Source organism: Streptomyces sp. NRRL S-244 (genome assembly GCF_000717915.1).
GTDB lineage: Bacteria > Actinomycetota > Actinomycetes > Streptomycetales > Streptomycetaceae > Streptomyces.
This window is the reverse complement of the sequence record NZ_JOCX01000002.1, coordinates 96,523-122,966: the sequence shown is the minus strand read 5'-3', so window position 1 is coordinate 122,966 and position 26,444 is coordinate 96,523. Positions and strand designations below refer to the sequence as shown.

General features: G+C 71.5%; 23 protein-coding genes and 1 tRNA gene. 6 read left to right on the top strand and 18 right to left on the bottom strand.

Translation table 11 applies throughout. The features are described from left to right. Positions 1-224 precede the first annotated feature (224 nt). Positions 225-298: transfer RNA gene (locus tag IF02_RS0102810), tRNA-Met, on the bottom strand. A gap of 45 nt (positions 299-343) precedes the next feature. Continuing rightward, the gene (locus IF02_RS0102805) at positions 344-3,220 is read right to left on the bottom strand and encodes a UPF0182 family protein (RefSeq protein WP_051695645.1); all 2,877 of its coding nucleotides are present in this window, start codon (positions 3,218-3,220) and stop codon (positions 344-346) included. A 143-nt stretch (positions 3,221-3,363) separates the two neighbouring features. Between IF02_RS0102805 and IF02_RS0102800 the strand changes: the two genes are divergently transcribed. Beyond that, positions 3,364-3,939, top strand: coding sequence for a PPA1309 family protein (locus IF02_RS0102800; protein ID WP_030153531.1), 576 nt, complete (start codon positions 3,364-3,366; stop codon positions 3,937-3,939). A gap of 71 nt (positions 3,940-4,010) precedes the next feature. Here the strand turns inward: IF02_RS0102800 and IF02_RS0102795 are convergent, their stop codons facing one another. The 4 genes from IF02_RS0102795 to IF02_RS0102780 all read right to left on the bottom strand — a co-directional run bounded on the left by IF02_RS0102795 (position 4,011) and on the right by IF02_RS0102780 (position 7,339). After that, positions 4,011-5,102, bottom strand: coding sequence for a PDZ domain-containing protein (locus IF02_RS0102795; protein WP_030153529.1), 1,092 nt, complete (start codon positions 5,100-5,102; stop codon positions 4,011-4,013). 117 nt (positions 5,103-5,219) lie between these two features. Continuing rightward, positions 5,220-5,417: a hypothetical protein gene (locus tag IF02_RS0102790; RefSeq protein ID WP_030153527.1), complete on the bottom strand. Its 198-nt coding sequence runs from the start codon at positions 5,415-5,417 to the stop codon at positions 5,220-5,222. Positions 5,418-5,574: 157 nt separating this feature from the next. Continuing rightward, positions 5,575-6,036, bottom strand: a complete 462-nt coding sequence (locus tag IF02_RS0102785) for a molybdenum cofactor biosynthesis protein MoaE (RefSeq protein ID WP_030153526.1) — start codon at positions 6,034-6,036, stop codon at positions 5,575-5,577. Between the two features lie 139 nt (positions 6,037-6,175). After that, positions 6,176-7,339 (bottom strand): SDR family oxidoreductase, encoded by a 1,164-nt coding sequence (locus IF02_RS0102780; protein WP_030153525.1) that lies wholly within the window; start codon positions 7,337-7,339, stop codon positions 6,176-6,178. A 192-nt stretch (positions 7,340-7,531) separates the two neighbouring features. Between IF02_RS0102780 and IF02_RS0102775 the strand changes: the two genes are divergently transcribed. Continuing rightward, entirely contained in the window at positions 7,532-9,025 is a 1,494-nt protein-coding gene (locus tag IF02_RS0102775; protein ID WP_051695568.1) for a zinc-dependent metalloprotease, read from the top strand. After that, positions 9,022-9,546: an NUDIX hydrolase gene (locus IF02_RS0102770; RefSeq protein WP_030153523.1), complete on the top strand. Its 525-nt coding sequence runs from the start codon at positions 9,022-9,024 to the stop codon at positions 9,544-9,546. The genes IF02_RS0102775 and IF02_RS0102770 overlap by 4 nt, the downstream gene beginning before the upstream one ends. Positions 9,547-9,619: 73 nt before the next feature. Here IF02_RS0102770 and IF02_RS0102765 read toward each other — a convergent pair whose 3' ends face one another. The 4 genes from IF02_RS0102765 to IF02_RS0102750 all read right to left on the bottom strand — a co-directional run bounded on the left by IF02_RS0102765 (position 9,620) and on the right by IF02_RS0102750 (position 13,559). After that, positions 9,620-10,375: an AIM24 family protein gene (locus tag IF02_RS0102765; protein WP_030153522.1), complete on the bottom strand. Its 756-nt coding sequence runs from the start codon at positions 10,373-10,375 to the stop codon at positions 9,620-9,622. Between the two features lie 17 nt (positions 10,376-10,392). Then, positions 10,393-11,073 carry an AIM24 family protein gene (locus IF02_RS0102760; RefSeq protein ID WP_030153520.1) on the bottom strand — a complete coding sequence of 227 codons (681 nt, stop codon included), beginning with the start codon at positions 11,071-11,073 and terminating at the stop codon, positions 10,393-10,395. A 29-nt stretch (positions 11,074-11,102) separates the two neighbouring features. Next, positions 11,103-12,806, bottom strand: coding sequence for a TerD family protein (locus tag IF02_RS0102755; protein ID WP_030153518.1), 1,704 nt, complete (start codon positions 12,804-12,806; stop codon positions 11,103-11,105). 156 nt (positions 12,807-12,962) lie between these two features. Beyond that, positions 12,963-13,559: a M48 family metallopeptidase gene (locus IF02_RS0102750; protein WP_420708073.1), complete on the bottom strand. Its 597-nt coding sequence runs from the start codon at positions 13,557-13,559 to the stop codon at positions 12,963-12,965. Between the two features lie 152 nt (positions 13,560-13,711). Here IF02_RS0102750 and IF02_RS0102745 point away from each other — a divergent pair, with 152 nt between their 5' ends. Next, the gene (locus IF02_RS0102745; protein WP_030153514.1) at positions 13,712-14,818 is read left to right on the top strand and encodes a ThiF family adenylyltransferase; all 1,107 of its coding nucleotides are present in this window, start codon (positions 13,712-13,714) and stop codon (positions 14,816-14,818) included. A gap of 5 nt (positions 14,819-14,823) precedes the next feature. Here IF02_RS0102745 and IF02_RS0102740 read toward each other — a convergent pair whose 3' ends face one another. Continuing rightward, entirely contained in the window at positions 14,824-17,934 is a 3,111-nt protein-coding gene (locus tag IF02_RS0102740; RefSeq protein ID WP_051695560.1) for a tetratricopeptide repeat protein, read from the bottom strand. 212 nt (positions 17,935-18,146) lie between these two features. Between IF02_RS0102740 and IF02_RS0102735 the strand changes: the two genes are divergently transcribed. Then, entirely contained in the window at positions 18,147-19,475 is a 1,329-nt protein-coding gene (locus IF02_RS0102735; RefSeq protein ID WP_030153510.1) for an ABC1 kinase family protein, read from the top strand. A 32-nt stretch (positions 19,476-19,507) separates the two neighbouring features. Here IF02_RS0102735 and IF02_RS0102730 read toward each other — a convergent pair whose 3' ends face one another. From IF02_RS0102730 to IF02_RS0102710, 5 genes are all read right to left on the bottom strand, one after another. Beyond that, on the bottom strand, positions 19,508-19,714 hold the full coding sequence (locus IF02_RS0102730; RefSeq protein ID WP_030153509.1) for a hypothetical protein: 207 nt from the start codon (positions 19,712-19,714) through the stop codon (positions 19,508-19,510). A gap of 121 nt (positions 19,715-19,835) precedes the next feature. Further along, complete coding sequence (locus tag IF02_RS0102725) at positions 19,836-20,165, bottom strand: hypothetical protein (RefSeq protein WP_030153507.1); 330 nt, start codon at positions 20,163-20,165, stop codon at positions 19,836-19,838. Beyond that, complete coding sequence (locus IF02_RS0102720; protein WP_030153506.1) at positions 20,162-20,533, bottom strand: WhiB family transcriptional regulator; 372 nt, start codon at positions 20,531-20,533, stop codon at positions 20,162-20,164. Before IF02_RS0102720 ends, IF02_RS0102725 begins: the two co-directional genes overlap by 4 nt. Positions 20,534-20,718: 185 nt before the next feature. Beyond that, positions 20,719-21,054 (bottom strand): hypothetical protein, encoded by a 336-nt coding sequence (locus tag IF02_RS0102715; RefSeq protein ID WP_030153504.1) that lies wholly within the window; start codon positions 21,052-21,054, stop codon positions 20,719-20,721. Positions 21,055-21,222: 168 nt separating this feature from the next. Next, positions 21,223-23,388 (bottom strand): ATP-dependent DNA helicase UvrD2, encoded by a 2,166-nt coding sequence (locus IF02_RS0102710; protein ID WP_051695556.1) that lies wholly within the window; start codon positions 23,386-23,388, stop codon positions 21,223-21,225. A gap of 192 nt (positions 23,389-23,580) precedes the next feature. Between IF02_RS0102710 and IF02_RS0102705 the strand changes: the two genes are divergently transcribed. Beyond that, positions 23,581-23,841, top strand: coding sequence for a mycoredoxin (locus tag IF02_RS0102705; protein WP_030153502.1), 261 nt, complete (start codon positions 23,581-23,583; stop codon positions 23,839-23,841). 124 nt (positions 23,842-23,965) lie between these two features. Here IF02_RS0102705 and nudC read toward each other — a convergent pair whose 3' ends face one another. After that, positions 23,966-24,907, bottom strand: coding sequence for an NAD(+) diphosphatase (gene nudC / locus IF02_RS0102700; RefSeq protein WP_078621827.1), 942 nt, complete (start codon positions 24,905-24,907; stop codon positions 23,966-23,968). A 128-nt stretch (positions 24,908-25,035) separates the two neighbouring features. Then, positions 25,036-26,442, bottom strand: coding sequence for a dipeptidase (locus IF02_RS0102695; RefSeq protein WP_030153500.1), 1,407 nt, complete (start codon positions 26,440-26,442; stop codon positions 25,036-25,038). Positions 26,443-26,444 lie beyond the last annotated feature (2 nt).

Genomic DNA, 26,444 nt, shown 5'->3' with positions numbered 1-26,444 from the left:
CATCACCTGCTACCCGCGTACACCTGGTATGTCGCAGCCTGTGAGGTCACTACAGCGTTTTGTCGACATGCCCACAGAGAGATAAGTCAAACACGCTCCCGCCCCAACTCACCCGTCTCAGCTACCTCATGACCCCCGCGTGTCCTCCTGGACATGACGAACGACCTGATGAGCCAGGACATGACGAAGGCCCGGATCCCATGGATCCGGGCCTTCATCTTCAGTAGCGGGGACAGGATTTGAACCTGCGACCTCTGGGTTATGAGCCCAGCGAGCTACCGAGCTGCTCCACCCCGCGTCGGTGAAACCACAGTATCACGACGCGGGACTGAGCCATTACCCGTCAACCCCCTGGCTTCGGGGCCGTCAGCTTCGCCTCCGCGTCGATCGCCCGCTGCAGCGCCGCCTTGATGTCGTCCTGCGCCTTGCCGAAGGCCGCCCAGTCGCCTGCCTGACGGGCCTTCTCGGCCGCCTCGATCGCCTTCTTCGCGTCGTCGAGGGCCGTCTTGACCGTCGGGTCCGTGGCGGCCGGGGGCGTGGTGGTGCCCTCGCCCGGCGGGGTCACCGGAGTCGTCGGCACCGTCGGCGCCTCCGCCCCGAAGACCACGTTCAGCGCCTTCTCCAGGCTGTCCTCGAACGCCGTCTGGTTCCCGTACGTCACCAGCACCTTGCGCAGCAGCGGGTACTTCAGCCCCGAACTGCGCACGTACACCGGCTCCACGTACAGCATCCCGCCGTCGAGCGGCACCGCGAGCAGGTTGCCGTACTCGACCTCGGAGTCGCCGCCGCGCAGCAGCCGGATCGACTCGGCGATCTTCGGCTCCGACTGGAACTTGCTCTGCACCTGCTTGGGGCCGTCGACCGGCTTGCTGGTCGGCAGCTTCAGGATTCTGATCTTGCCGTAGTCCGGGGTGCCCGGATCGGCGTTGACCGCCATGAAGGCGCTCAGGTTGTCCCGCTCGTTCGGCGTGAACGTCGTCGTGAGCGAGAAGACCTGGTCCTTCTCCTTCTGGTCCGGCATCTTCATCGACAGGTAGTACGGCGGGACCGCCGTGCCGGCCTTGGTCGTCGGGTCGTCCGGGACGGCCCAGGCCTCGCTGCCGCTGAGGAAGGTCTGCGGGTCGGTCACGTGGTACCGGGTGAGCAGCTCGCGCTGGACCTTGAAGAGGTCCTGCGGGTAGCGCAGGTGGTCCATGAGCGGCTTGGAGATGTCGCTCTTGGGCTTGACCGTTCCCGGGAACGCCTTCATCCAGGTCTTGAGGACCGGGTCCTCGGTGTCCCACTGGTACAGGTTGACCGTTCCGTCATAGGCGTCGACGGTGGCCTTGACCGAATTGCGGATGTAGTTGACCTGGTTCTCCTGCGCCACCACGGCGCGCTGGCTGTTGGTGAGGGAGTCCGCGGTGCTCTGGCCCAGCGTGGTGCGCGAGGCGTACGGGTAGCCGTTCGTCGTCGTGTACGCGTCGACGATCCACTTGATCCGGCCGTCGATGACCGCCGGGTACGGGGCGCCGTCGATGGTCAGCCACGGGGCGACGGCTTCGACGCGCTCCTTGGGCGTGCGGTGGTAGAGGATCCGCGAGCCGTCGCCGATGGCGCCGGAGTAGAGGATCTGCGGCTCGCTGAACGCGAGCGCGTACGCCGCCCGGTTGACCGGGTTGTCGAGGTTGACGCCGGAGTCGCCCTTGTAGCTCGTCTCCTTCTCGCCCTTGTCGTCCGAGTAGTCGAGCTCCTTCTGCGGTCCGCCGACGATCGAGTACTGCTTCGTCTGCTCGCCGTAGTAGATGCGCTGCTCGAAGTCCTTGCCGAACATGCCCTTGGAGGGCAGGTCGGACTGCGTGAAGTCGGGGGCGCCGTCCTTGACGGTCGTGCCCTTGGCCGCGACCACGCCGTAGCCGTGCGTGTACTTGAAGTGGTCGTTGATCCAGTTGTTCTTCGGGATGCCGCCGATGTTCAGCTCGCGCAGCCCGATGACCGTGTCCTGGCCGCTGTACCGGTCCACGGCGAGCGTGGACGGGAAGGCGTAGTAACCCTTGACCTGCTGGAGCTGCTGGAAGGCCGGGGAGACGATGTTCGGGTCGAGGAGCCGGACGCTGGCGGTGGTGTTGGCCGCCTCGCGCAGCTTGGACTTGTCCTCGGTCTGCGGGACGCCCGGGTAGTCCTTGACGTCCGCGCGGTCGATCCCGTAGGCGTCGCGCGTCGCCTTGATGTTCTTCTCGACGTACGGCGATTCCTTGGCCTGCTCGTTCGGCTGGACCTGGAACTTCTGCACGATCGCCGGGTACAGCCCGCCGATCAGGATCGCCGAGAGCACCATCAGGCCGAAGCCGATGACCGGCAGCTGCCAGGTGCGGCGCCACAGCGTCGCGAAGAACAGCACGGCGCAGATGGCGGCGATGGCGACGAGGATCGTCTTCGCCGGCAGGTACGCGTTCGCGTCGACGTAGCGCAGGCCGGTCCAGTTGTCCGCGGCCTTGAAGTCGCTGGACTTCACGGCGAGGCCGTACCGGTCGAGCCAGTACGCGAGCGCCTTGAGCGTCACGAAGAGGCCGAGCAGCACCGACAGGTGCCCGGTCGCGGCGGCGGTGGCCCGGGCGCCCGGGCTCGTCACGCGCAGTCCGCCGTACAGGTAGTGGACGACGACCGCGGCGATCACCGACAGCACGACCGCGGCGAAGCCGAAGCCGAGCAGGAAGCGGTACCAGGGCAGGTCGAAGGTGTAGAACGACACGTCCAGGTGGAACTGGGGGTCCTTCTGCCCGAAGGACACCCCGTTCACATACATCAGCCAGGTCTTCCACTGGCCCGCCGCCGAGGCGCCCGCGATCATGCCGACGAGCGCCGCGATCCCGAAGAGCAGCCACCTCTTGTACGGGGCGACGCTCATCCGGTAGCGGTCGAGGCTCTGCTGCTCCATCGACATCGCGGACAGCGGCGGCCGCAGCCGGTACGCCAGCCAGATGTTCAGCCCGACGGCACCCGCCATCAGCAGGCCGAAGACGGCGAAGAGGCCGATCTTGGTCCACAGGGTGGTGGTGAAGACCGTGGAGTACTTCACGGAGCGGAACCAGAGCCAGTCCGTCCAGAAGCCCGCGAACATGATGAACGCCATGGCCAGGACGGCCAGTACGCCCAAGGTCATCAGAAGAGTGCGGGCGCGCCGGGAGGGGCGGCCGACTCTCATCCGTGGCCCGGAGGGGCCTCCGCCGCGGTCCGGCATCTGGAAAGCCAAGGTGCGCACCTCGAAAGTCGCTGAGTCTCGTTGCGGGACAGTTCAAAAGCTGGGCCCCCGATGGTAGGGCCCACTCATGCAACTTACTGAGGCTTTAGTCAGTTCCCGGTATCGGGCGGAAAGGAGGCAGGATGTTGTCCATGTCCAACCTTTCGCCTTCCCCGGGCGGCACGCCGATGGCCGCCACCCCCCTGACGCGTGCCGTCCTAGAGATCGACGAGTACGCCTCCTCCCTCGGCTGGGACAAGCCCGCCCGGCTGTTCGCGCTCGTCGACACCGCCAGGCTGCGCAAGTCGGAGCCGCGGCTCGCGGGCCAGCTCGGCCTCGACCAGGACGACGCGGGCAAGAGCCAGCTGACCCCGATCGAGCAGGACGAGGTGCCGAAGGGCACGCCGCTGGACAAGTTCCTGGGAACCATCGCCTGGCCCCCGTCGATCGTGGGCTGTGCGCTGACGGTGGAGCGGCTGATGCTGCCGCCGTCCGCGGAGGCCTCCGTACCGGAGGGGCTCAGCGACAAGCAGCTGGCCAAGTGGGTCGCGGCGCACCCGGACCGGCAGGAGGTGCGCCTCACGGTGGGCGTGCTGCGCGACGGGTCGCGGGAGTCCGCTGTGCGGCTGCGCGAGAAGGACTCGTCGACCGAGGTGCTGACCGGCGCGAGCCTGGTGCCGGGGCTGGCCGAGGCGCTGGCCGCCACGTTCCTGGACTGAGCGGGCGGCCGGGGAACCGGTACGGGCGCTACGGGCGGTACGGGGCGAGTACGGGTACGGGTCGGTACCGGTCAGGGCTTGCCGCACTGCGGCAGCCCGGCCGTGTCCCCCTTGCTGATCTTCTCCAGCGCCTTCGTGGCGTCGTCGATGGTGGAGACCTTGACGAGGGTCAGGCCGTCGGGGATGTGCTGGGAGGCCGATGCGCAGTTCTCGGCGGGCGTCAGGAAGTACTCGGCGCCGGCCTGGCGGGCGCCGATCGTCTTCATCTGGATGCCGCCGATGGGGCCGACCTTGCCCGCGTCGTCGATGGTGCCGGTGCCCGCGACGAACTTGCCGCCGGTGAGATCGCCGGGCGTGAGCTTGTCCACGATGCCGAGGGCGAACATCAGGCCCGCGCTCGGGCCGCCGACGTCGGCCAGCTTGATGTCGATCGTGAACGGGAAGGTGTGGTCGGTGCCCGCCCGGATGCCGACGATGGCGTGCCCGTCGCCCTCCGCCTTGGCGGTGGTGATCACGACCTTGGACGAGCCGGTGGGCTCGCGGTGCGCCTTCTCGGCCGCGGCCGCCTCGGCGGCGGGCACGATGGTGAACTCGACCGGCTCGCCGGCCTTGCGCTTGGTGACGAGCTTGGCCACGTCCTCGGGGGCGTTGACCGCACTGCCGTCCACGGCCCGGATCACGTCTCCGGCGTGCAGCTTGCCCTCGGCGGGGCTGCCCTTGACCACGGTGGCGACCACGACGCGGGTGGTGACGCCCGGGGTGCCCAGCTGCTTGAGGGCGGCCACCTTGGCGCTCTCCTGCGACTGGCTGAACTCCTCCGCGTTCTCCTGGGTGGACTGCTCCTCCGTCTTCCCGTCCGGGTAGAGGTTCTCGTGCGGGAGGACGATGTTGCCGTCGGACAGCCAGCCGTAGACCGCTTCCAGCAGGTTCATGTCGTAGTCGGCGCCGGTGACGCGGACCGTCGTCATGTTGAGGTGCCCGCTGGTCGGGTACGTCTTGTGGTCCGCGATGCTGATGACGGGCTCGCCGCGCGAATCGCCGAGCGTGTTCACCGTCGGGCCCGGGCTCATTTCCGAGTACGGGACCTTGATGAACACCCCTGCGCAGAGCAGCGCGAACAGCATGAGGGTGGAGGCGAGCATCGTCGCAGTGCGGCGTGGCATGGATCGACAGTACGTGACGGCCCTGACGGGCGGCCGCCGGGGCCGGACCGTACGGGGGCCGTACGCGGAACTCTCAGCGGATTCTCAGGGCGCTCAGGGAGCCTCGCCCGGGACGCGTCACACCGCGTCGGAACCGGAATGGGCCGCTGCCTTCGCCTTGGCCTGATCGGCCTTGTCCATGGCTTCACGGAACCTCGCGTATCCCGCGAGTTCGGATATGTCTCCTTGAGTGCGGTCGCGAGCCGCCCAGCTGCCCCATATCGCCGCTCCGATGGCGGCGAACAGCGGAATCAGCAACCACGCCAATGACGCCATGGACGTGCCTCCCTGCCCCGAAAGTACGTGTCGTTGGTGGCTTCAACGCTCGTGCCCGGGAGGGGGTTACGCAAATCGAGGGCGTGTTGCGCGGCCGAACGGGTGGGACAGTACCCGCTCGCCACGGCCGCCCCGCGCGCGGGGGTCCCGACGCCCCTCAGCAGGCGCCGACCCACTCCTCGGTACCGTCCGAGAAGGTCTGGTGCTTCCAGATCGGGACCTCGTGCTTCAGGTCGTCGATCAGCATCCGGCAGGCCTCGAAGGCCTCGCCGCGGTGCGGGCAGGACACCGCCACGACCACCGCGAGGTCGCCGACGGACAGGTCGCCGACGCGGTGGACCGCCGCGAGCGCGCGGACCGGGTACTTGGCGATCACCTGCTCGGCGATGCGCCGCATCTCGGCCTCGGCCGTCGGGTGGCAGGAGTAGCCGAGCCCGTCGACATCGGCCCCGCCGTCGTGGTTGCGCACCGTGCCGACGAAGAGCGCGGTGCCGCCCGTCGCATCGTCGCCGACGGCCTGGAAGACCTCGTCTATCGAGAGCGGGGTCTCGCGGATCCCGAGCAGCCGGATCGGGTCCGGAGCGGCCTGCTCGCCGGGGTGGTCGAAGTGCGGTGCCATGCAGCCATCGTGCACCACCGCTCTCACATCGCGGTATAGCCGATTCGACCGGCTGTACGACCCACGCGTATGGAGCCTCCTACAGGACCGACGGCCCCCGCCGCCCGCCCGGGCCCCCGGCCCGGGCGGAGCTTCGAGGTCAGAGGCCTCGGCGGCGGCGGGCGGCGCGGACCACCGCGGCCGCGCCGAGGAGGGCGACCGTCGCCCCCGCGGCGCCCGCGGCGGTGGCGTCCTTGCGGCCCAGCCGGCGCCCGGCGACGGTGTGCCGGCCCGCGACCTCCTGGAGGAGCTCGGCCAGCACCTCCTCGTTGGTCCAGCGCGGCCGCCAGCCCGCCGCGTGCAGCCCGCTGACGCTGACCACCCACGGATGCATCGTGTACGCGAGGTCCCCGGCCGGGGACGGCGTCAGGCCGATCCGGTGCAGCCGCGCCGCCGCGCCCAGCGCGACCGCCGACGGGAGCTCCATGCGGCGGATGCCGCTCAGCTCCTCGACCTCCTCCTGCTCCAGCCAGCCCTCGCAGCCGACCGCCAGCTCGCCCTCGACCTTCTCCAGCGCCGCGTACTCCAGCGCGCTGACCAGGTCCTCCACGTGGCAGAACTGCCAGGTCGGCCGGGATCCGGCCACCACCAGCAGGCGGGGGGACTCGAAGTACCGGGTCAGCGCCGTGTCCGTGCCGCCGACCAGGACCGCCGGGCGGACCACGGTCACGTTCAGACCGGGGTGCGCCCGCGGCGCCCTGCGGCCCAGCCGCTCGATCTCCAGCAGGTCGCCGACGCCCGTCGCCTCGGCCGTGGCCCGCAGCTCGGAGTCCTCCGACAGCGGGATGTCGTTGTCCGGCAGCGCCCCGTAGACCATCGCGGACGTGCACAGCACGACCCGGTGCACCCCGGCCGCCGCGGCCGCCGTCAGCACGGTCTGGGTCCCGCGTACGTTGTACGCCGTACGGGCCGCCGGGTCCGTCTCCAGGTCGAGGTCCAGCGCCAGGTGGACGACCACGTCGGCGCCGCGCAGTCTCTCGGCGATCGCGGGGTCGCGCACGTCCAGGACGTGCCACTGCGCGGCAGCGCACTCGCCGCGCCGCTCGTCGATCGCCACGACCTGCTTGACCTCGTCGGAAGCGGCCAGGCGGGCCACCAGGGCGGCCCCGACCCCGGAGGCGGCTCCGGTCACGGCGATCACTGGGCCGTTCTTGCGGGGCGCCGCCTGGTTTCGCGCCCGGCGAACGTCATGGGCGCTTTCGCCGTGCTCAGGGCGGTTTTCGGCGTCGTGGGGCGCGCGAACCTGTGGATCTGGGGAACTCACCAGGCGTCTCCAGCGGTTGTCTTCAGTAGGGACGCGTCGTGACGCGTACCTACCAGGTGATGTCCATCCTGCCGCAGCCCAGGAGTCGGCGGAGCACCGAGCCCGGAAGCGGGTCTGGTGTCTACGCTGGGTGGTGTTGTCGGACCATTTCCCGTCGGCCTCCGCCGACGGCCCTACGAGCCGAGGAAACCCGTGAGCGACACCCCATTCGGATTCGGCCTTCCGCCGGAGGAGCCGGAGAACGGCGACGAAGGCAAGAAGAAGGGCAATCAGGGCGGTCAGGGCGGCCCGAATCCGTTCGGGTTCCCCGGCATGGGCCTGCCCGGCGGCGCCGGCGGCCCGGGCGGCGCGGACAACCCGTTCGCGGCGATGTTCGGCTCGATGAACCCGAACGACCTGGGCGCGGCCTTCCAGCAGCTCGGCCAGATGCTCAGCTACGAGGGCGGTCCCGTGAACTGGGACATGGCCAAGGACATCGCCCGCCAGACCGTGGCCCAGGGCACGGCGGACGGTGTGAAGGACGCCAGCGTCGGCAGCTCCGAGAAGTCCGCCGTCGAGGAGGCCGTGCGCCTCGCCGACCACTGGCTGGACGGGGTGACCTCGCTGCCCTCGGGCGCCACCACGGCCGTCGCGTGGAGCCGCGCCGAGTGGGTCGAGGCGACCCTCCCGGTGTGGAAGGAGCTCGTGGACCCGGTCGCCGAGCGCGTCGGCGTGGCCATGGGCAGCGTGCTGCCCGAGGAGATGCAGGCCATGGCGGGCCCGCTGCTCGGCATGATGCGCTCCATGGGCGGGGCCATGTTCGGCCAGCAGATCGGCCAGGCCGTGGGCACCCTCGCGGGCGAGGTCGTCGGCTCGACCGACATCGGGCTGCCGCTGGGCCCCGCGGGCAAGGCCGCCCTGCTGCCGCTGAACATCGAGGCCTTCGGCAAGGACCTGAGTGTCCCCGCCGAGGAGGTCCGGCTCTACCTGGCCCTGCGCGAGGCGGCCCACGCCCGGCTCTTCGCGCACGTGCCGTGGCTGCGCTCGCACCTGTTCGGCGCGGTCGAGGGGTATGCGCGCGGCATCAAGATCGACACCTCGAAGCTGGAGGACGTGGTCGGCCAGCTCGACCCGTCAAACCCGGAGCAGCTGCAGGAGGCGCTCCAGGGCGGCATGTTCCAGCCGCAGGACACCCCCGAGCAGAAGGCCGCCCTGGCCCGCCTGGAGACGGCGCTCGCGCTGGTCGAGGGCTGGGTGGACGCGGTCGTGCACGAGGCGGCCAAGCCCCGGCTGACCTCGGCGGACGCCCTGCGCGAGACCATGCGCCGGCGGCGCGCCTCGGGCGGCCCGGCGGAGCAGACCTTCGCGACGCTGATCGGGCTGGAGCTGCGCCCGCGCCGGCTGCGGGACGCCTCGCGGCTGTGGGCCTCGCTGACCGACGCGCGCGGCGTGGACGGCCGGGACGGGCTGTGGGAGCACCCGGACATGCTGCCGACCGCCTCCGACCTGGACGATCCGGACGGGTTCGTGCACCGCGAGCAGCTGGACTTCTCCGAGATCGACAAGATGCTCGGCGAGGCGGCGGAGAAGCGCGACAAGGGCGACCAGGGCCGGCCCGGCGACTCCGCTCCCGGCTCAGGCTCCGGCTCCGGCTCCGGCTCCGGCTCCGACGGTGACTCCGACGGCGAGGGTGAAACGAAGAAGTGAGCCTTTACGACGACGCGGTGCTGGTCCTCAAGGGGTACGAGGCCCAGCCCGAGCTGCGCGACTTGTATCTGGAACACCTGGCCGCCCACCCGGACGGGGTCTACAAGCCCTGCCAGGCCGGGCACATCACGGGCAGCGCGCTGGTCATCGACCCGGCGGGCGGGCGCGTCCTGCTGACCCTGCACAAGAAGCTCGGCATCTGGCTCCAGATGGGCGGGCACTGCGAGTCCGAGGACACCACCCTCGCCGGGGCCGCGCTGCGCGAGGCCGTCGAGGAGTCGGGCATCGCCTCCGGGCTGACCCTGCTCCCGGGCGGCCCCGTACGGCTGGACCGGCACCCGATCCCGGCGCCGTGCAACTGGCACCTGGACGTGCAGTACGCGGCGCTGGCTCCGGCCGACGCGGTGGCGGAGATCAGCGAGGAGTCGCTGGACCTGCGCTGGTTCCCGTACGAGGAGGTGGCGGCGGTGGCCGACACCTCGGTCGTCCGGCTGATGGAGGCGACGCGGGCGCGGCTCTGACGCTCTCCGGACAGCCCGGAAGGGGCGGCCCCGCATCCGCGGAGCCGCCCCTTCCGTGTGTTGGGGGCGCGGGCTAGTTCCAGGCGTTGTTCTGGTTCTGGGCCTGGACGCCGTGCTGGCCCATCCCGTACTGCGCGGCCATGCCCTGTCCGAGCTGGGCGTTCTGCGGCGGCAGCACCTCGCTCGGCTGCACCAGCGCGAAGCCGGTGCCGAGGAAGCTGAGCTCCCAGCCCTCGCCGGTGTTGCCGCGCCGCCGCCAGACGCCGCTGGAGTGCGTCTGGGCCTGCATCTGCACGCGCAGCGAGGTGGACCAGGCGACGATCGCGTCCGCGTCGGCGTTCACGTACTTGTCGGGCGTGACCTGCATCATCAGCGGCTGCCCGGAGGTCATCAGCGCGACCTTGCCGCGGCCGGTGATGTTGAGCTGGTACTTGCCGGAGCCGGAGATCCCGTACTGGCTGTCCACCGCGATCGCCTCGGTGTGCAGGGTCGAGTCCAGGGCCAGCACGTAGCTGCTGTCGACGGTGAGGCCGTCCTGGTCCACGTCCACGACGTGCACGTACTGGGCGAGGTTGGCCAGGTAGACCGTGCCCTGCCCGGAGCAGCGCATCAGGTCGAGGCCCTCGCCGGTGCGGGCGCGGGCGGTGCGCTGCGTGGTGCTCTGGTACTCGCCGTCGAAGTCGATGATGCCCTGGTAGGCGACCATGGCGCCCTTGCGGGCGAGCACGTCGTCGGAGCCGGCCAGCGTGACCCGCAGCAGCTGCGGGTTCTGGACGGCGTACCGCTCCTGGGACTGCGCCTCGGCGTGGGCGAAAAGTGCGCTCTGCATGATGTGTCCGCTCCCCCTCAGCCCCGGGTCCGGAGCCGGTCGGTGCTGTCCTCGCTGGGCTGTACGACGACGATGCCCTGGCCGGAGAAGCCCATCTGGTAGGCCTCCCCACTGCCCCGGCCGATCATCGACGAGGCCTTGAAGCTGCGCTTGCCCTTCACCTTGAGGTTCGGGGACCAGGCGACGAGCGCGTCCGGGTCGACGTACGTCTCGTCGTCGCCGCGGCCGCAGTCGACCACGATCGGGGTGCCGCGGGAGGTGATCGCGACCCATCCGGTGCCGGAGATCTGCACGTTGAACAGGCCCTGGCCGGCGAACTTGGCCATGCCCTTGACCCGTTCGACGCCCCACTGGAGGTGGGCGTCGAAGGCGAGCAGGTTGGTGCCGTTGACCGAGAGGGCGTCGTTGTTGAGGTTGATCACGACGACGTCGGCGCCGTAGTCGGCGAGGTAGAGCAGGCCGTCTCCGGTGCACTTCATCAGCGGGGCGCCTTCGCCCGTCAGCCACTGCGAGGCCATCTGGCGCAGGGCCGGCGGGTTGGGCTCGTACTGGACGAAGCCCTCGTACGCGACCATCGATCCGGTGCGCGCGAAGAGGTCCTGGCCGCTCTGCATGGCGACCTTGAGCATGGCCCTGCCGTGGTTCTCCATGCGGGCCGTGACGGGGGTGGGGGCGTAGCCCGCGAGCTGCTGGTTCATTGCGTTCATGGCATTCATGTGGGGCTCCCTCAGACCTCGTACGGCTGGACGACGATGAAGTTGCCGGGGGCGCCGCGGAACTGGAGGTTCACGGTCTCCCCGCTGTGGCCGGGGTAGGCGTTGCGCCGCAGCCGGACCTGGCTGGAGACGATCACCTGGGAGGCCGCCGACCACGCGACGATGGCGTTGCTGTCGGCGAAGGTGGTCGGGGTGACGGGCAGCACGACGGGCGTGCCGTGCGTCTTGACGATCACCGTGCCGGATCCCTGGAACAGCATCGTGAACAGGGCGCCGCCGGGGATGCCGTGGCCCTCGATGCGGCGGACCTCGTGCTGGAGGCTCTCGTCGAAGGCGAGGACGGACTCGGCGGAGACGCAGATCCCGTCGCCCTGGAGCTCGATGGCGTGCAGGTGGGCGCCGTCCTCGGCGAGGAAGACCTGGCCGCGGCCGCTGCAGCGCATCAGCTGCATCTCCTGGCCGGTGGCGTTGCCGACGATGCGGCCGGCGAAGCCCGCGCCCTTGTAGCTGAAGTCGACCTTGCCCTGGTAGAGGACCATGCTGCCCTGGCGGGCGAGGACGGGCTGGCCGCCCATCGCCAGGTCGACGCGCATGAGCTGCTGGTTCTGCGCGGTCCAGCGGGTGCCGGTGGGGACTTCCTTGTACGGCTGGAGGGCGGCGGCGAGGCCGGCGCCGGCGGCCTGCGGGGCGCCCTGGCCGTAGCCGGGCTGCTGGCCGGGCATCTGCTGGCCGTACGGGGGCAGCGGCTGCTGGCCGGGGACCTGCCCGTAGGGCGCGGGGGCCGGGGCCGGCGGCGGGACCTGGCCGCCGTAGCCGGGCATCTGGCCGTACGAGGGCTGCGGCTGCTGCCCGTACGCGGGCGGGCCGGGCGGCTGCGGGGCGTGCGGCGGCTGGCCGTAGGGCGCGGGGGCCGGCGGGGTGGTGAGCGGGCCGACCATGGTCGGGGCCGAGTGCACCGGGGCGGGCGGGGCGGGCTGCTGGTACTGCGGGGCGGGGGCCGGGGCGGGCGCGGGCGCGGGCTGCGGGACGTACGGGGCCTGGGGGGCCTGCGGGGCCTGGGCCGGGGCGCCGAAGGACGGCGCCGGGGCGGCGGCCTGCGGCGGCGGGGCGAATCCCGGCGCGGCGCCGGCCTGGGCCGGGGCGGGGGCGGGGGCCTGCGGCTGCTGCGGGGCCTGCTGTTCGTCCTCCTCGGCGACCTCGCCGCCGAAGTTCTTCAGCAGCGCGGCGAGCCCGCCGTCGAAGCCCTGGCCCACGGCGGCGAAGCGCCACACGTCCTTGAGGTAGAAGTCGCCGAGCATGACCGCGCGCTCGGTGCTGAACTCCGCGCCCGTGAAGGAGTACCGGACGACTTCCTCGCCGCCGGCCACGATCCGGATGTAGCCCGGTCCGATCTGCGACATCTGTCCGGCGCCGTCGATCGTGGCGGTGAAGGACAGCTTGTGGATGCTCGCCGGAACGCGGTCCAGCGTCACCCGGAAGGATTCGGTGTCGCCGGCCTGCGCGCCGAGCTGCTGGATCGACTCCTCCGGCGACTTCGGCTGGTTGTAGAAGACGAAGTACCGGTCGTCCGACAGCTGCTCGTTGGCGTCAAGGCCGAAGCAGCTGATGTCGAAGGCGAGTCCCGGCCCGGCGATCTGCACGCCCACGTACAGATCCGTGCCTGCCGTCAGATCGCTGATCCTGGCCTTGTGACCGCGTTGGAATTCCCTGGCCATACGTAACGACCGTCCCCCATCCCGACAGTGAATTGCGTGCCGCTCAGGCTAGCCGCATCCGCCGACATCCGGCCAAGTCGGTACCGACCCGGTACATATCGAGACGTGAGCCGCCCGGGGGGGGCGGGGTGCGCGGGGCGGGGTGTGCGGGGCGGGTCACTCCTCGCGGGCCGCGGGGACCTTGGGGAGGCGCTCGGCGGCGACCACTCCCTCCAGGTAGCCGCGGGCCCGCTCGGTGCGCGGGTAGGCCTCGAGCAGTTCCCAGAAGCGGGGGCCGTGGCCGGGCACGAGGAGGTGGGCCAGCTCGTGGAGCAGCACGTAGTCGACGACGTACTCCGGCATCCCCTGGAGGCGGTGGGAGAGCCGGATGCTGCCTTCGGCGGGGGTGCAGGAGCCCCAGCGGGTGTTCTGGTTGGTGACCCAGCGCACCGAGCGGGGGCGGGCCCGGGCTGCGAAGTACTGCTCGGACAAACGCTCGGCGCGTTCGGTGAGTTCCGCGTCCCCGAGGGTGCGTTTGCTCTCCTGCGCGGCCAGCTTGTCGAGCATGACCCCCACCCAGCGCTGCTCCTCGGCCTCGGACATCCGGGCAGGGATGAGGACGACCGTACGGTCACCCTCGCGGTAGGCGGATACGGTCCTGCGGCGGCGCGCGCTCCGGCGGACTTCGACGGCGCGCTGCTGTGGGTCGGCGGACACGCCCAAGACCGTACCCGCTCGCCTGGCCGAAGTCCCCCCGCTCCGCGGTTCGAACATGATCGACTCGAAGGCGGCACAGGAAGCACCCCCTTTCTCCATCTCATATGCCTAATAACCCTTGCCTGTGGACAAATGCGCGCACGGAATGCGGCGGGCGGTCATTCTGCGAGGGACGGGAATGAGGCGGGGTTCGCAGGAGGGGGAAGGCCATGTATCCGAAGGTGAAGCCGGCGCTGGCGAGGGCGTGGCGGGATCTGCAGACGGTGCAGTTCGGGGTGACGCCCGCGCACGCGGTGGTGCTCGGCCCGGTGGACACGGCGACGGGATCGCTCATCGACCGGATCGACGGGACGCGGGGGATGGAGCTGCTGCGCGCGGAGGCGGTGGCGGTGGGGCTGCCGGAGGGGCAGGTGGACGCGCTGGTGCGGCGGCTGGCGGCGGCCGGGCTGCTGGACGACGCCACGGCGGGCGGCCCGCGGGCCCAGGCCGTGCGCAAACGGCCGGAGGCCCTGGAGCGGCTCGGGCCCGATCTGGGCTCGCTGTCGCTGGTGCACCGCGAGCCGGGGGGCGACTTGCGGGGGGTCGCGGCGCGGCGGGCCATACGGGTCCAGGTGCGCGGGAGCGGCCGGGTGGGCGGGGTGATCGCCGGGGTCCTGGCGGCAGCGGGCGTGGGCCGGGTCGAGGTCCTCGACGGCGGCCGGGTCGAGCCGGCGGATGTGGCGCCGGGCGGGCTCGGGCCCGGCAGCGTGGGCCGGCTGCGGGCGGAGGCCGCCGCCGCGCTGGTCCGCGCATCGGCCCCGGGGCGCCCGCCGCGGACCGCGGAGCACGAGGGGCCCGAGCCGAGGGTGTCCCTGGTGGTGGTCGCGCCCCGGGACGGGCTGCAGGCGTGGGCCCCGGATCCGGGCACCGCGGCCGACTGGATCACCGCCGGCACCCCTCACCTGTACGCCGGGGTGCTGGAGGGCACCGGGCTGGTGGGGCCGCTGGTGCTGCCGGGGGCCACGGCGTGCGCGGGCTGCATGGAACGCGACCGGGTCGCGGCGGATCCGGCCTGGCCCCGGATGCTGGTCCAATGGCGCTCGGCGCACCGCCGCCGGGCCACCGCGGCCTGCGACGTGGGCCTGGCCACGGCGGTGGCCGGCCTGGCCGCGGCCCACGCCCTGGCCTTCCTCGACGGCGAGCTCCCCGCCTCCACGGCCTCCCGCTGGGAAGCCGCCCTCCCGGGCCTCCACTGGGAGCAGACCCCCGTACGCCCCCACCCCGACTGTCCTTGCGCGGCGGCCCGGATCCCGGCCGAACAGGCGGTGCCGTCGTGAAGCTCTTACGAAGGCGCGTCAAGCCGCCCCTCCACAGCGCGGCAGAGCTCCTCGATCCGGGACTCGGCCGACGGAATCACCGGGATCAAGCTGCGCAGGGCGACGAGCAGCTCGTGCATCTGCCCAGGGGGCGGGGCCTTGGCCAGAAACTCGGCGAAATGCTGTCCGGCTTGCTCCCAGTGGGGCCATACGCAGTGGGCGAGAACGAGGTTGCCGATGTCGGCGGCAGAACCACCCACGGTGGGTGCCCCGTTGGGGGTGAGGAGCTCGACCGCACGGGCCAGGTGCCGGTCCCGGTCCGGATGCCCCAGGGCGTGCAGCACGACGGCCGTCTCGTAATGCGTCCAGGCCTGGTCGGGTTCAAGTGCGATCGCGCGGGTGAGGTCGGCCAAGGCCTCCTCGTACTGGCCGAGCAGCCGCCGGGTGAGGCCTTGGCGGGCCAGCGTCTCGACACTGCCGGGCTCGAGCTCGTCGGCGCGGGTGTAGTCGGCGAGAGCTTCCTCGCATCGGCCCAGCCTGCGAAAGACGTCCCCACGCCTGGAGAGAACCCAGGCATCGTCGGCTCCGAGCTCGATGGCACGGGTGAGGTCGGCCAAGGCCGCCTCGTGTCGGCCGAGCAGCAGAAGAGCCAGTCCACGCCGCTTGAGGGCCCACCCATAGGTCGGATCGAGCTCGATCGCCCGGTCGAAGTCTTCCAGCGCCTGCTCGTGCCGCTGCATCAGTCCGTGTATCGCACCCCGGCTGGCGAGGGCCCAGGCGTAGTCAGCCCGAAGTGCGATGGCCCGGGTCAAGTCGCCCATGGCCTTCTCGTACCGCGCCGTCAGGCGGAAGACCTCGCCCCGGCCTGCGAGTGCCGAGGAGTAGTCGGGTCTCAGCTCGATGGCGCGCGTGTAGTCGATCAGCGCTTCCTCGTACCGTGCGCGACCCCGGTGGTTGCGGCCCCGGATGACGTAGGGCCAGGCATAGTCCGGGAAGATCTCGATCGCCCGGTCGAGGTCGGCCGATGCCTCCTCGTGCCGCCCCGTGCTGGAGAGCACGTAACCCCGATTCGCCAAGGCCCAGGCGCTGTTCGGTTTGATCTCGATGGCGCGGGTGAAGTCGGCGAGGGCCTCGTCGTACCGCTCCGTGATGCGGTGGAGGACACCGCGGTGGGTGAACGTCCTGTGGTCGTCCGGTGTGAGGTCGAGGACTCGGTCGAAGTCGGCCAGCGCTTCCTCGTACCGGCCGGTGTTGCGGTGGCACACCCCGCGGCTGCCGATGCTCCAGGCATGGCCGGGATCGAGCGCGATGGCGCGGGTGTAGTCCCCGATCGCTTCCTCGAAGCGTTCAGTGAGCTCGTGGGTTCGGCCGCGGCCGAAGTGCGCGCGCTTGGCCCCGGGGTCGAGGGCGAGCGCCCGTGCGTAGTCGGCCAGGGCCTCCGGGTACCGCTCGGCCTTGCGGTGGTCGCGGCCGCGCAGGGTCAGGGCGTGGGCCTGGCCCGTGGTGTCGAGTGCGCCCCGGGACAGCAGGAGCGTCAGGGTGGCGACGCCGGCGTCGCGGTGCTCCAGGGCCGTCCGGAGGCGCTCACCCCAGTCGGTGAGTTCCGTGCCTTGTGTGTCCCGGCCGGCCTGGATCAAGACCTGGACCCAGCGGCGGAGGGTGGTGACGCCGTGGTCATAGGCGTCGACGAGCTCCCGCATCGCAGCCGGGAGGGCGGCGCGCGGGTCGGCGCACAGCCGGTGGTACGTCTCCTGGAGCCGGTGTCCCCGCCAGGTCTCGTCCGACCACCAGCCGTCGGCAGGGGCGGCAGTCTCCTCCAGGCGCTCCCGGCGCAGCCGGAAGGCGTCGGCCAGCCGGGTGTGCAACAGCTCCCAGCGGGCCGGGGACTGCCTGCGCTGGAGCCGGAGCATCGCACTGCGGACCACCTCGTGGTAGCGGCAGTGCCCCGACCGGTCGGTGACGAAGGGCATCGACCGCAGCCAGCCGAACAGTTCGGCGGCTTCCTCCTCGACGGCCGCCCGGAACACGTCCTCGTCCAGTTCCTGAGGGAAAGCACAGGCCAGGGCTGCGGCCCTGCGAGCCGGATCGGCCTCCCACTTGAGGAAGCGCTCGACGGCGGTACCGCTGGGGTCTCCGATCTCCTCCACACTGCCCGGCTGCGTCTCGGCCAGTGTCGAGACCAGGACCGGAAGCCGTCCCGACAGCTGGAGGATCACCTCTACAACGCGCTCGTTCGTCACGTCCTTTCCCGCGAGGAGCCGGCGTGCCTCGGCGTCCGTGAACACCTCCAGCGGCCAGTCCGTGACCAGGTCGTGCCAGTCCTCCCAGCAGCGGGCGGCCAGCCGCGACTGACCGGCCAGGGTGACCAGCACGTTCGCGGGCAGCTCGCCATAGCGGTCGCTGCCCAGCACGTCGCGCAGCCAGGTGTCCAGCATCGGTCCGGTGCGCTCGTAGGTGTCGAAGAACAGCGTGATCCACGGATGCTTGCGGGCCGCCTCCCCGAGCTCCTCCAGGAACACCGGGGTCAAGGCGTCCAGCGGGGACAGCACCAGTTCGACATCGCCGTGGCTGCGCAGGCGGGTGCTGAGGAGGGCTTTGACCCGGTCCGCGCCCGCGGCGACCTGGTTCGGGTCGACCGCTCCCGTGAAAGCACCGACTCCCGGAAGCATGCCCAGTCCGACGAGGCCCAGCTGCGAGGCGATCACGCTCGACGGCGACGGCGCCGGGGAGCCACCGGCTGCCGCGTCGGCCCCGGCGGCGGCCGTGGCCATCCCGGCGTCCGCCTCGTGCCGGCGCTGCCGATAGGTGGCCAGCAGCTTGTCGAAGCCCTTCAGTGCCACGCCTTGCTGGGCGAACTGCGCGCTGATGACCTCCATCGTCTCGACGACGTCCGCGACCGACTCGTCGACGTACGCCGTGACCGCCTGCCCCTCGCGGGCGACGGTCTCCAGCTGGCGCACCAGGGTGGACTTGCCGACGCCGGCCGGGCCGCGTACGTGGAAGAGGAACTGCGCCGCCTCGTCCGGGGGCTGGCGGAGGGCGTCCCGGAAGGCCGCGATCTCTCCCTGGCGCCCGATGAAACCGCTGGAGCGCCGTCGCCGGATCAGCTCCTGCCTCGAAGGCCCCCGCCCCGCCATCCGCAGCCCTTTCCCACCGACGACTCAATCCGCTGTCCGGTCATGCTGTCCCATGGGGGGCGATGCTGTCTGGCAAGGGCTGGATTCCTGCCACATCGGAGGCGGGCGCCTCGGCCGGGGCGGGCCGGAAGAGCCGTGACAGGATGCGAGGGAACGAGGGGTCATCCTGAACCGCCGCTTGCGGCACAGCTGTCTGGGAATTGGAGGGGCGCATGTCTGATCTTCCCCGGAAGGCGGTCACCCGTACCGTCAAGCTGGCCGCGCTGCCGCTCGGCTTCGCGGGCCGGGTCACCTGGGGGCTGGGGAAGCGGATCGGGGGCAAGTCGGCGGAGATAGTGGCGCGCGAGCTCCAGCAGCGCACCGCCGAGCAGCTGTTCCGCACGCTCGGGGAGTTGAAGGGCGGTGCCATGAAGTTCGGGCAGGCGCTCTCGGTCTTCGAGTCGGCCCTGCCCGAGGAGGTCGCCGGGCCGTACCGGGCGGCGCTGACCAAGCTCCAGGAAGCGGCCCCGCCACTGCCCGCCCAGACCGTGCACCAGGTGCTGGCGGACCGGCTGGGAGCCGACTGGCGGGACCTGTTCGAGGAGTTCGAGGACAAGCCGGCCGCGGCCGCCTCGATCGGGCAGGTGCACCGGGCGGTGTGGCACGACGGCCGGCAGGTCGCGGTCAAGGTCCAGTACCCGGGGGCCGGCGAGGCGCTGCTGTCGGACCTCAAGCAACTGGGCCGGTTCGCGGGGCTGCTGGGGCCGCTGATCCCCGGTATGGACGTCAAGCCGCTGATCAAGGAGTTGCGCGACCGGGTCTCGGAGGAGCTGGACTACGAGCTGGAGGCGGAGGCCCAGCGGATCCACGCGGACGCGTTCGAGGGCGACGAGGACGTGGTCGTACCGGACGTCGTGCACCAGGGTGACGAGGTGCTGGTGACCGAGTGGATGGAGGGGACCCCGCTGTCGGAGGTGATAGCGGACGGCACCCAGGAGGAGCGTGACCGCGCCGGGCAGCTGCTGGCCCGGTTCCTCTTCTCGGGGCCCGCGCGCACCGGGCTGCTGCACGCCGATCCGCACCCGGGCAACTTCCGTCTGCTGGCCGGGGCTGACGGCCGGATGCGGCTGGGCGTGCTGGACTTCGGCACCGTCGACCGGCTGCCCGGCGGCTGGCCCAAGCCCATCGGCACCTCGCTGCGGATGACGCTGGAGGGCGACGCCGAGGGGATCTACGGACACCTGTGCGCCGAGGGGTTCGTGAGGGAGTCCATCGAACTGGATCCGGAGGCGGTGCTGGACTATCTGCTGCCCATCATCGAGCCGGCCCAGGCCGAGGAGTTCACCTTCACCCGGCCGTGGCTGCGCGGTCAGGCGGCCCGGATCGCAGATCCCCGCTCCCCCGCACACCAGTTGGGCCGGCAGATCAATCTGCCGCCCTCGTACCTGCTGATCCACCGGGTGACGCTGAGCACCATCGGGGTGCTCTGCCAGCTGGGCGCGACGGTACGGCTGCGGGACGAACTGGAGTCCTGGCTCCCGGGGTTCCTGCCCGAGGAGTGAGCGCGTGGGCCTGCGGGCCTACGGGCCCGGGGTCACCACCAGGACGAGTCGAGGCGGCCCTCGATCGCCCTGAGGTTGGCTCGCGCGCAGTCGACGCAGAAGTACTGTCTGGTCCCGTTCTCCACCGAGCAGGTCCAGGTGGGCGGGGCGCCGTCGGGGGCCTTCTTGCCGCAGCGCGCGCAGACGACGGGCTGGGCCTCGGCTCCCGACGGGGCGGGGTGGGGATTCGGCTGGTCCACCTCCAGACGATATCCCCGCGAGGGCCGGAGAGCCGTCCGCAACGCACCGGGGGGACCGGTCCGTTCGGACCGGTCCCCCGTACGCTGCTGCGCCGCTGGTCAGCGGCGGTTCAGCCGCTGATCAGTGCATGACGGCCATGGCGAGCGCCCGCCGGGCGCGCAGCGAGACGCGCTCGGCTCGCCGCTGCATGCGGCGGGCGGCGACCAGGCGCAGGGCGCGACGCTCGGCGTCGACCTCGCGCATGCGGTCGTCCATATGGGCACGGGCCAGGGCTTCTGGGATGAGTTGCATTTCTCGGGTCCTGTTCTGACGCGAGGTGATCGCGCCGGCGGTGATGAAGTCTGCGTGGGCGGAGCCGTGCGGCTGCTCGCTCGTCGTGTGGGCGGTCATGAGGGCCTGCTTCAAGGGGTCGTGCGTCACGGGGCGGTCGATGGTTCCGATGGCGGTCATGCCGCGACAACCGGGTTCTTGCGCGGACGGCCACGGGGCCGCTTCCGGGCTACGACAACGCCCTGGACGAACAGCTCGCCACCCCAGACACCCCAGGGCTCGCGGCGCTCGAGCGCACCGGCGAGGCAGGCCTCGACCAGCGGGCAGGTGGCGCACAGGGACTTGGCGTACTCGACGTCCGCCGGGGACTCGGCGAAGAAGACCTCGGGGTCGTAGGTACGGCAGGCGACGGGTACGCCGAGGTTCTCGATGGCGTCGTCGAGCGCGGTCAGCGCGGTGAGGGGAGTCAAGGTGGAGTCCTCCGGGACTGCGGGCGGGGAGATCGTCTGGGTCTGCGGTACGGACGGGGCGTGCGCTTCGAGTTGCACGGTGTTTTCTTCCTCGTCTTGGTTGGCTAGTCGTTCCGGCCGGGTTCGGCCGGGGGCGGCTGGTACCTGGTCTTGCCAGTCCCGAGGCTCCTTCGTGCCGTCCGTCCCCGGTCGGGGACAAACAGAAGGGCCGCGGATCCCGGGTGGGGTTCCGCGGCCCTGAAGGCGCCGGCCTGATCTTGGAATCAGGCTGGATCACTCCAGGGTTCGAGCCCACGGAAGGCCCACATCAGGTGGTGCTGCTGCTTCGTCTGCGTCGTCTTGGATCCGGCACCGGCTGCGGCCGCAAACCCATAGGCGCCATGCGCCTGGGCTTCCAGTACTGCCACCGGTGCCTGGGTCGGTCGCTCATTCCGCTCGCTCGCCAGCAGCGCGGAGGGCGCGGCCAGCAGGGCGCGGCTGTCAGCGGAAATCGCGGACAGACCGGTACCCAGGAGCGGGAGGAGCGAGGAGGAGCCGAGCGTGCAGGAAGCGGCGACCGAGCGATCGGTCATTTTGGTGGTGGTGATGAAGCTGGTCACTGGTCTCGCCTCCTCTCGGCGTCTCGGGGACGGGGGCCCGGGGGCCTGTCCCATACGTATTCGGATAAGTACAGCACGGATCCGGAGCTTCGGAGAAGCCACCGTTTCCGTTGCTAAGAACCTATGGGGATTCGCTGGGCATGCGCAAACTATTTTTCCGACGAGTTTCTACGCGTCGTCAGAATCTGCGCCCCCGCGCTCCTGACCTGCGCAGATGGCCAGGACATCGGCTCCGTACCGGTCGAGCTTGCGGCCGCCGACTCCAGAGATCATCGAGAGCTCGCCCTCCTCGGACGGCTGGGCCTCCGCGATCGCGACGAGCGTCTTGTCCGTGAACACGCAGTACGCGGGCAGTCCCTGCTCCTTCGCCTGGCCCGCGCGCCACTCCCGCAGCCGCTCGTAGAGGCCCTCGTCCATGTCGGACGGGCAGTCCTCGCAGCGCATCAGTTTCAGCTCACCGGCCTCGGTGAGGGTCTTGCCGCAGACCCGGCACCGGGCCGGTCCGCGGCGGCCGCGCGCCCGGACCGCTCTCTCGGCCGGGGCTCCCGGCCGGCTTCCCGGGGCCGCAGAGCCCGGCCGCAGCCCGTTCAGGAAGCGGCTGGGGCGTCGGGAGGCCCGGCCGCCCGGAGCCCGGGAGAGCGCCCAGGAGAGCGTCAGGTGCAGCCGGGCCCGCGTGACGCCGACGTAGAGCAGCCGGCGCTCCTCCTCCACCTGCTCGTCGGTCTTGGCGTACGTGATCGGCAGCATGCCGTCGGTGAGGCCGGCCAGGAACACGGCGTCCCACTCCAGGCCCTTGGCGGCGTGCAGCGAGGCGAGGGTGACGCCCTGGACGGTCGGGGCGTGCTGGGCGGCCCTGCGCTCGTCCAGCTCGACGGTCAGGTCCGCCAGGGTGGCCCCGGGCCGGCTGCGGGCGAAGTCCTCGGCGAGCCGGACCAGGGCGGCCACCGACTCCCACTGGTCGCGCACGGCGCCGGAGCCGGCGGGCGGCTCGGCCGTCCAGCCGGTGGAGCTGAGCACGGCCCGGACCTGGGAGCCGAGCTCGACGACGTCGTCGAGCAGCGGGTCGTTGCCCCCGGAGCGGGCGGCGCCGCGCAGGGCGAGGATCGCCTTCTGCACCTCGCCGCGCTCGAAGAAGCGCTCGGCGCCGCGCAGCTGGTAGGGGACCCCGGCGTCGGCGAGGGCCTGCTCGTAGACCTCGGACTGGGCGTTGATGCGGTAGAGCACGGCGATCTCGCCGGCCGGGACGCCCGCCGCGATCAGGTCCCGGATGCGCAGGGCGACGCCCTCGGCCTCGGCGGGCTCGTCCGGGTACTCGGCGTAGACCGGGTCGGGGCCGGGCTCGCGCTGGGAGACCAGCTCCAGGCGGTGCTCGGCGGCGCGGCCCTTGGCCTGGGCGAGGAGCCCGTTGGCGAGGTGGACCACCTGGGGGGTGGAGCGGTAGTCGCGGACCAGCTTGACCAGGGTGGCCTGCGGGTAGCGGGTGCGGAAGTTCAGCAGGTGGTCCGGGGTGGCGCCGGTGAAGGAGTAGATCGTCTGGCTGGCGTCGCCGACGACGCAGAGGCTGTCGCGCTCGCCGAGCCACAGGTCCAGCAGCCGCTGCTGGAGCGGGCTGACGTCCTGGTACTCGTCCACCACGAAGTGCTGGTACTGGGTGCGGATCTGCTCGGCGATGTCGTGGCGGTCCTGGAGGATGCCGACCGTGAGCAGCAGCACGTCCTCGAAGTCGATCATGCCGCGGTCGCGCTTGAGCTGCTCGTACGTCCCGTAGATCTGGGCGATCTCCGCCATGTCCCGGGGGGCTTCGCGGCCCGCCTTCAGGGCGGCCGCCGGATAGTCGGAGGGCACGGTCTGGGTGACCTTCGCCCACTCGATCTCACCGGTGACATCGCGCAGCTCGCCCCGGTCGAGCCGGATGCGGCAGCGGGCGCCGGCCTCGGCGACGAGCTGGATCTTGCGCTCGACGAGCCGGGGCACCTCGCCGCCGATCGCCTTGGGCCAGAAGTACTGGAGCTGGCGCAGGGCGGCGGAGTGGAACGTCCGCGCCTGCACCCCGCCCGCGCCGAGGGAGCGCAGGCGGCCGCGCATCTCTCCGGCGGCGCGGTTGGTGAACGTGACGGCCAGCACACTGGCCGGCATCAGCTGGCCGGAGCGGACCCCGTAGGCGATCCGGTGGGTGATCGCCCGGGTCTTGCCCGTGCCCGCGCCCGCCAGCACGCACACCGGCCCGCGCAGGGTCGTCGCGACCTCGCGCTGCTCCGGGTCCAGGCCCAGGAGCACCGCGTCGGCCGAGTCCGCGCCGGCGGGGAAGGATGAGAGGTGCGTTGCTGATGTCACCCCAACATGCTGCCAGGTCCCGCGGGGCGGGCGGGAAAGTTGTCCACAGGGTGCGCGCGTTCATCGCATGGGCTTACCGGTCGCACTTGACGTACTTGGACGTCACGGCCGTATCGCGGGTGCGGGAATGGCCCCGCGGTCCCGTACGTTCGAGTACTCGGACCACCCAGACCCCACAGAGGAGAGCGCAGCATGCAGGACACGGGTTCCGTCACGATGTACAGCACGACCTGGTGCGGCTACTGCCGCCGGCTGAAGACGCAGCTGGACCGGGAAGGCATCGCGTACAACGAGATCAACATCGAGCTGGACCCCGAGTCCGCGGCGTTCGTCGAGAAGGCGAACGGCGGCAACCAGACGGTCCCGACCGTGCTCGTGAAGTCCGCCGCCGGCGCCGAGTCGGTCATGACGAACCCGAGCCTGGCCCAGGTCAAGCAGGCCCTCGCCGTCTGATCCGCGGCCCGGCGCACTGCGGCGCCGGGCGCCGGCGCCGCGCGCTGCGCGCACAGAAAGGCCCCCGCCGCGGCGGGGGCCTTCTGCTGTCCGACGAGCCTTGCGCGCCGCCGTGTGACGAGCCTCACCCGGCCGCGCGCGGCAGCGGCTCCCCGTACCAGCGCTCGACCAGGCGGGCCGCGATGGAGATCCCCGACGGCGGCAGCATCTCGCCCGACTCGAACGCGGCGCGCAGCTCCTCGCGGGAGAACCAGCGGGCCTCCTGGATCTCCTCGCCGTCGACCGTGATCTCGGTGGTCGTGGCGCGCGCCGTGAAGCCGAGCATCAGGCTGTACGGGAACGGCCAGGGCTGGCTGGCGACGTACTCGACCTCGCCGACCTTGATGCCCGCCTCCTCCCACACCTCGCGCACGACCGACTGCTCGATCGACTCGCCCGGCTCCACGAACCCGGCCAGCGTCGAGAACCGCCCCTCCGGCCAGTGCACCTGGCGGCCCAGCAGCGCGCGGTCGTGCTCGTCGGTGACCAGCATGATCACCGCCGGGTCGGTGCGCGGGTAGTGCTCGGCGCCGCAGCCCGGGCAGCGGCGGATGTGCCCCGCGGCCGCGACCACCGTGCGTTCGCCGCAGCGGGAGCAGAAGCGGTGCATCCGCTGCCAGTTCTCCAGCGCCACGGCGTGCACCATCAGCCCGGCGTCGCGCGGGGACAGCAGCAGCCCGGCCTCGCGCAGGCCGGCCGGGCGGGCCGACTGGTCCATCCGGCCGGGCAGGGAGTCCTTCTGGAGCGCGAAGTACCGTACGCCGTCGTCGTCGGTGCCCAGGAAGTAGCGGTGCGTCTCGGTGACCGGGGCCTCGAAGGCCGGGGTCATCACGATGCCGGTCCCGCCGTCGGGGGTGTCGTCGATCAGGACCTGACCGCCGGAGACCACGAAGACGCGGGTCGTCGGGTGGCTCCAGGCGGCCGCGAGCCAGGCCTCGTCGAGGCGGTGGTGCGCGGCGCGATCGATTCCGCTGGGCGCGGCGAGCGAGATCGGGTGCTCGGTATGGGTGCTCACAGGTACTTCCAACTCCCCCGGTGGTGGGACAGGCAGGCTCAGTGACTCTCGTGACTCTCGTGACTCATGACTCGATGACTCGTGTGACTCGATGACTCGATGACTCGGTGACTCGGTGGCTCGGTACGGCTGTGGGTGCGTCAGGCGGGCTTCCCGTGGGAGGCGGCCAGGTCGCCCCACAGGTAGGCGGCCGTCTCGACGCCCTTGAGGAGCAGGTCCAGCTCGACCTTCTCGTTCGGCGAGTGCCAGCCGTCGGACGGCACGGAGATGCCGAGGAACAGGACGGGCGCGTCCAGTACGTCCTGGAGGTCCGCCGCCGGTCCGGAGCCGCCCTCGCGGGTGAAGCGGACCTTCTCGCCGAACGCCCGGCCCATGGCCCGTACGACGGACTGCAGCGCCGGGTGGTCCAGCGGGGTCAGGCAGGGCCGGGTGGGGGCGCCGAAGACGATGGAGTGCCGGATCCCGTCCGGGATCCGTGCCGCGACCCAGTCCCGGACGGCCGCCTCGACCTCGTACGGGTCCTGCCCGGAGACCAGGCGGAACGACAGCTTCAGGTGGGCGGAGGCGGGCACGATGGTCTTGCCGCCGGGGCCCTGGTAGCCGCCGCCGATGCCGTTGACCTCGGCGGTCGGGCGGGCCCAGACCCGCTCCAGGGTGGAGTAGCCCTTCTCGCCCGCGGCGGCGTGCGACTTGGCCGTACGCAGCCACTCGGACTCGTCGAACGGCAGCTCGGCGATCAGCGCCCGCTCCTCGTCCGTGAGCTCGGCGATGTTGTCGTAGAAGCCCGGGATCGTGACCCGCTCGTCGGCGTCGTGCAGTGCCGCGACCAGACGGGCGGCGACGGTGGCCGGGTTGGGGACGGCCCCGCCGAAGGCGCCGGAGTGGATGTCCTGGTCGGGCCCGTACAGGTCGATCTCGCAGTCGGCGACGCCGCGCATGCCGGTGCAGACGGTGGGGGTGGTCTCGGACCACATGCCGGTGTCGGAGACGATCACGATGTCGGCGGCGAGGCGCTGCGCCTCGCGCTCGACCAGGGCGCGGAAGTTCGGCGAACCCGACTCCTCCTCCCCCTCGATGAGCAGCTTGAGGTGCACGGCCGGGGCCTCGGCGCCGGTGGCGGCCAGGTGGGCCCGTACGCCGAGGGTGTGGAAGAAGACCTGGCCCTTGTCGTCGGCGGCGCCGCGCGCGTACATGCGGCCGCCCTGGACCACGGGCTCGAACGGGTCGGTGTGCCAGCCGTCGGCGACCGCGGCGGGCTGCACGTCGTGGTGCCCGTAGACGAGGACGGTCGGGGCGGCCGGGTCGGCGCTCGGCCACTCGGCGAAGACGGCGGGCGCGCCGGGGGTGGGCCAGATCTCCGTGACCGGGAAGCCGGTCTCCTTGAGCTTCGCGGCGAGCCACTCGGCGCTGCGACGTACGTCGTCCGCGTGCTCGGGCTGGGCCGAGACGGAGGGGATGCGCAGCCACTCGGCGAGGTCGTCGAGGAACGCGGCGCGGTGGGTGTCGATGTACGTGCGGACGACACTGTCCGCCGGGGCTTCGCTCATGC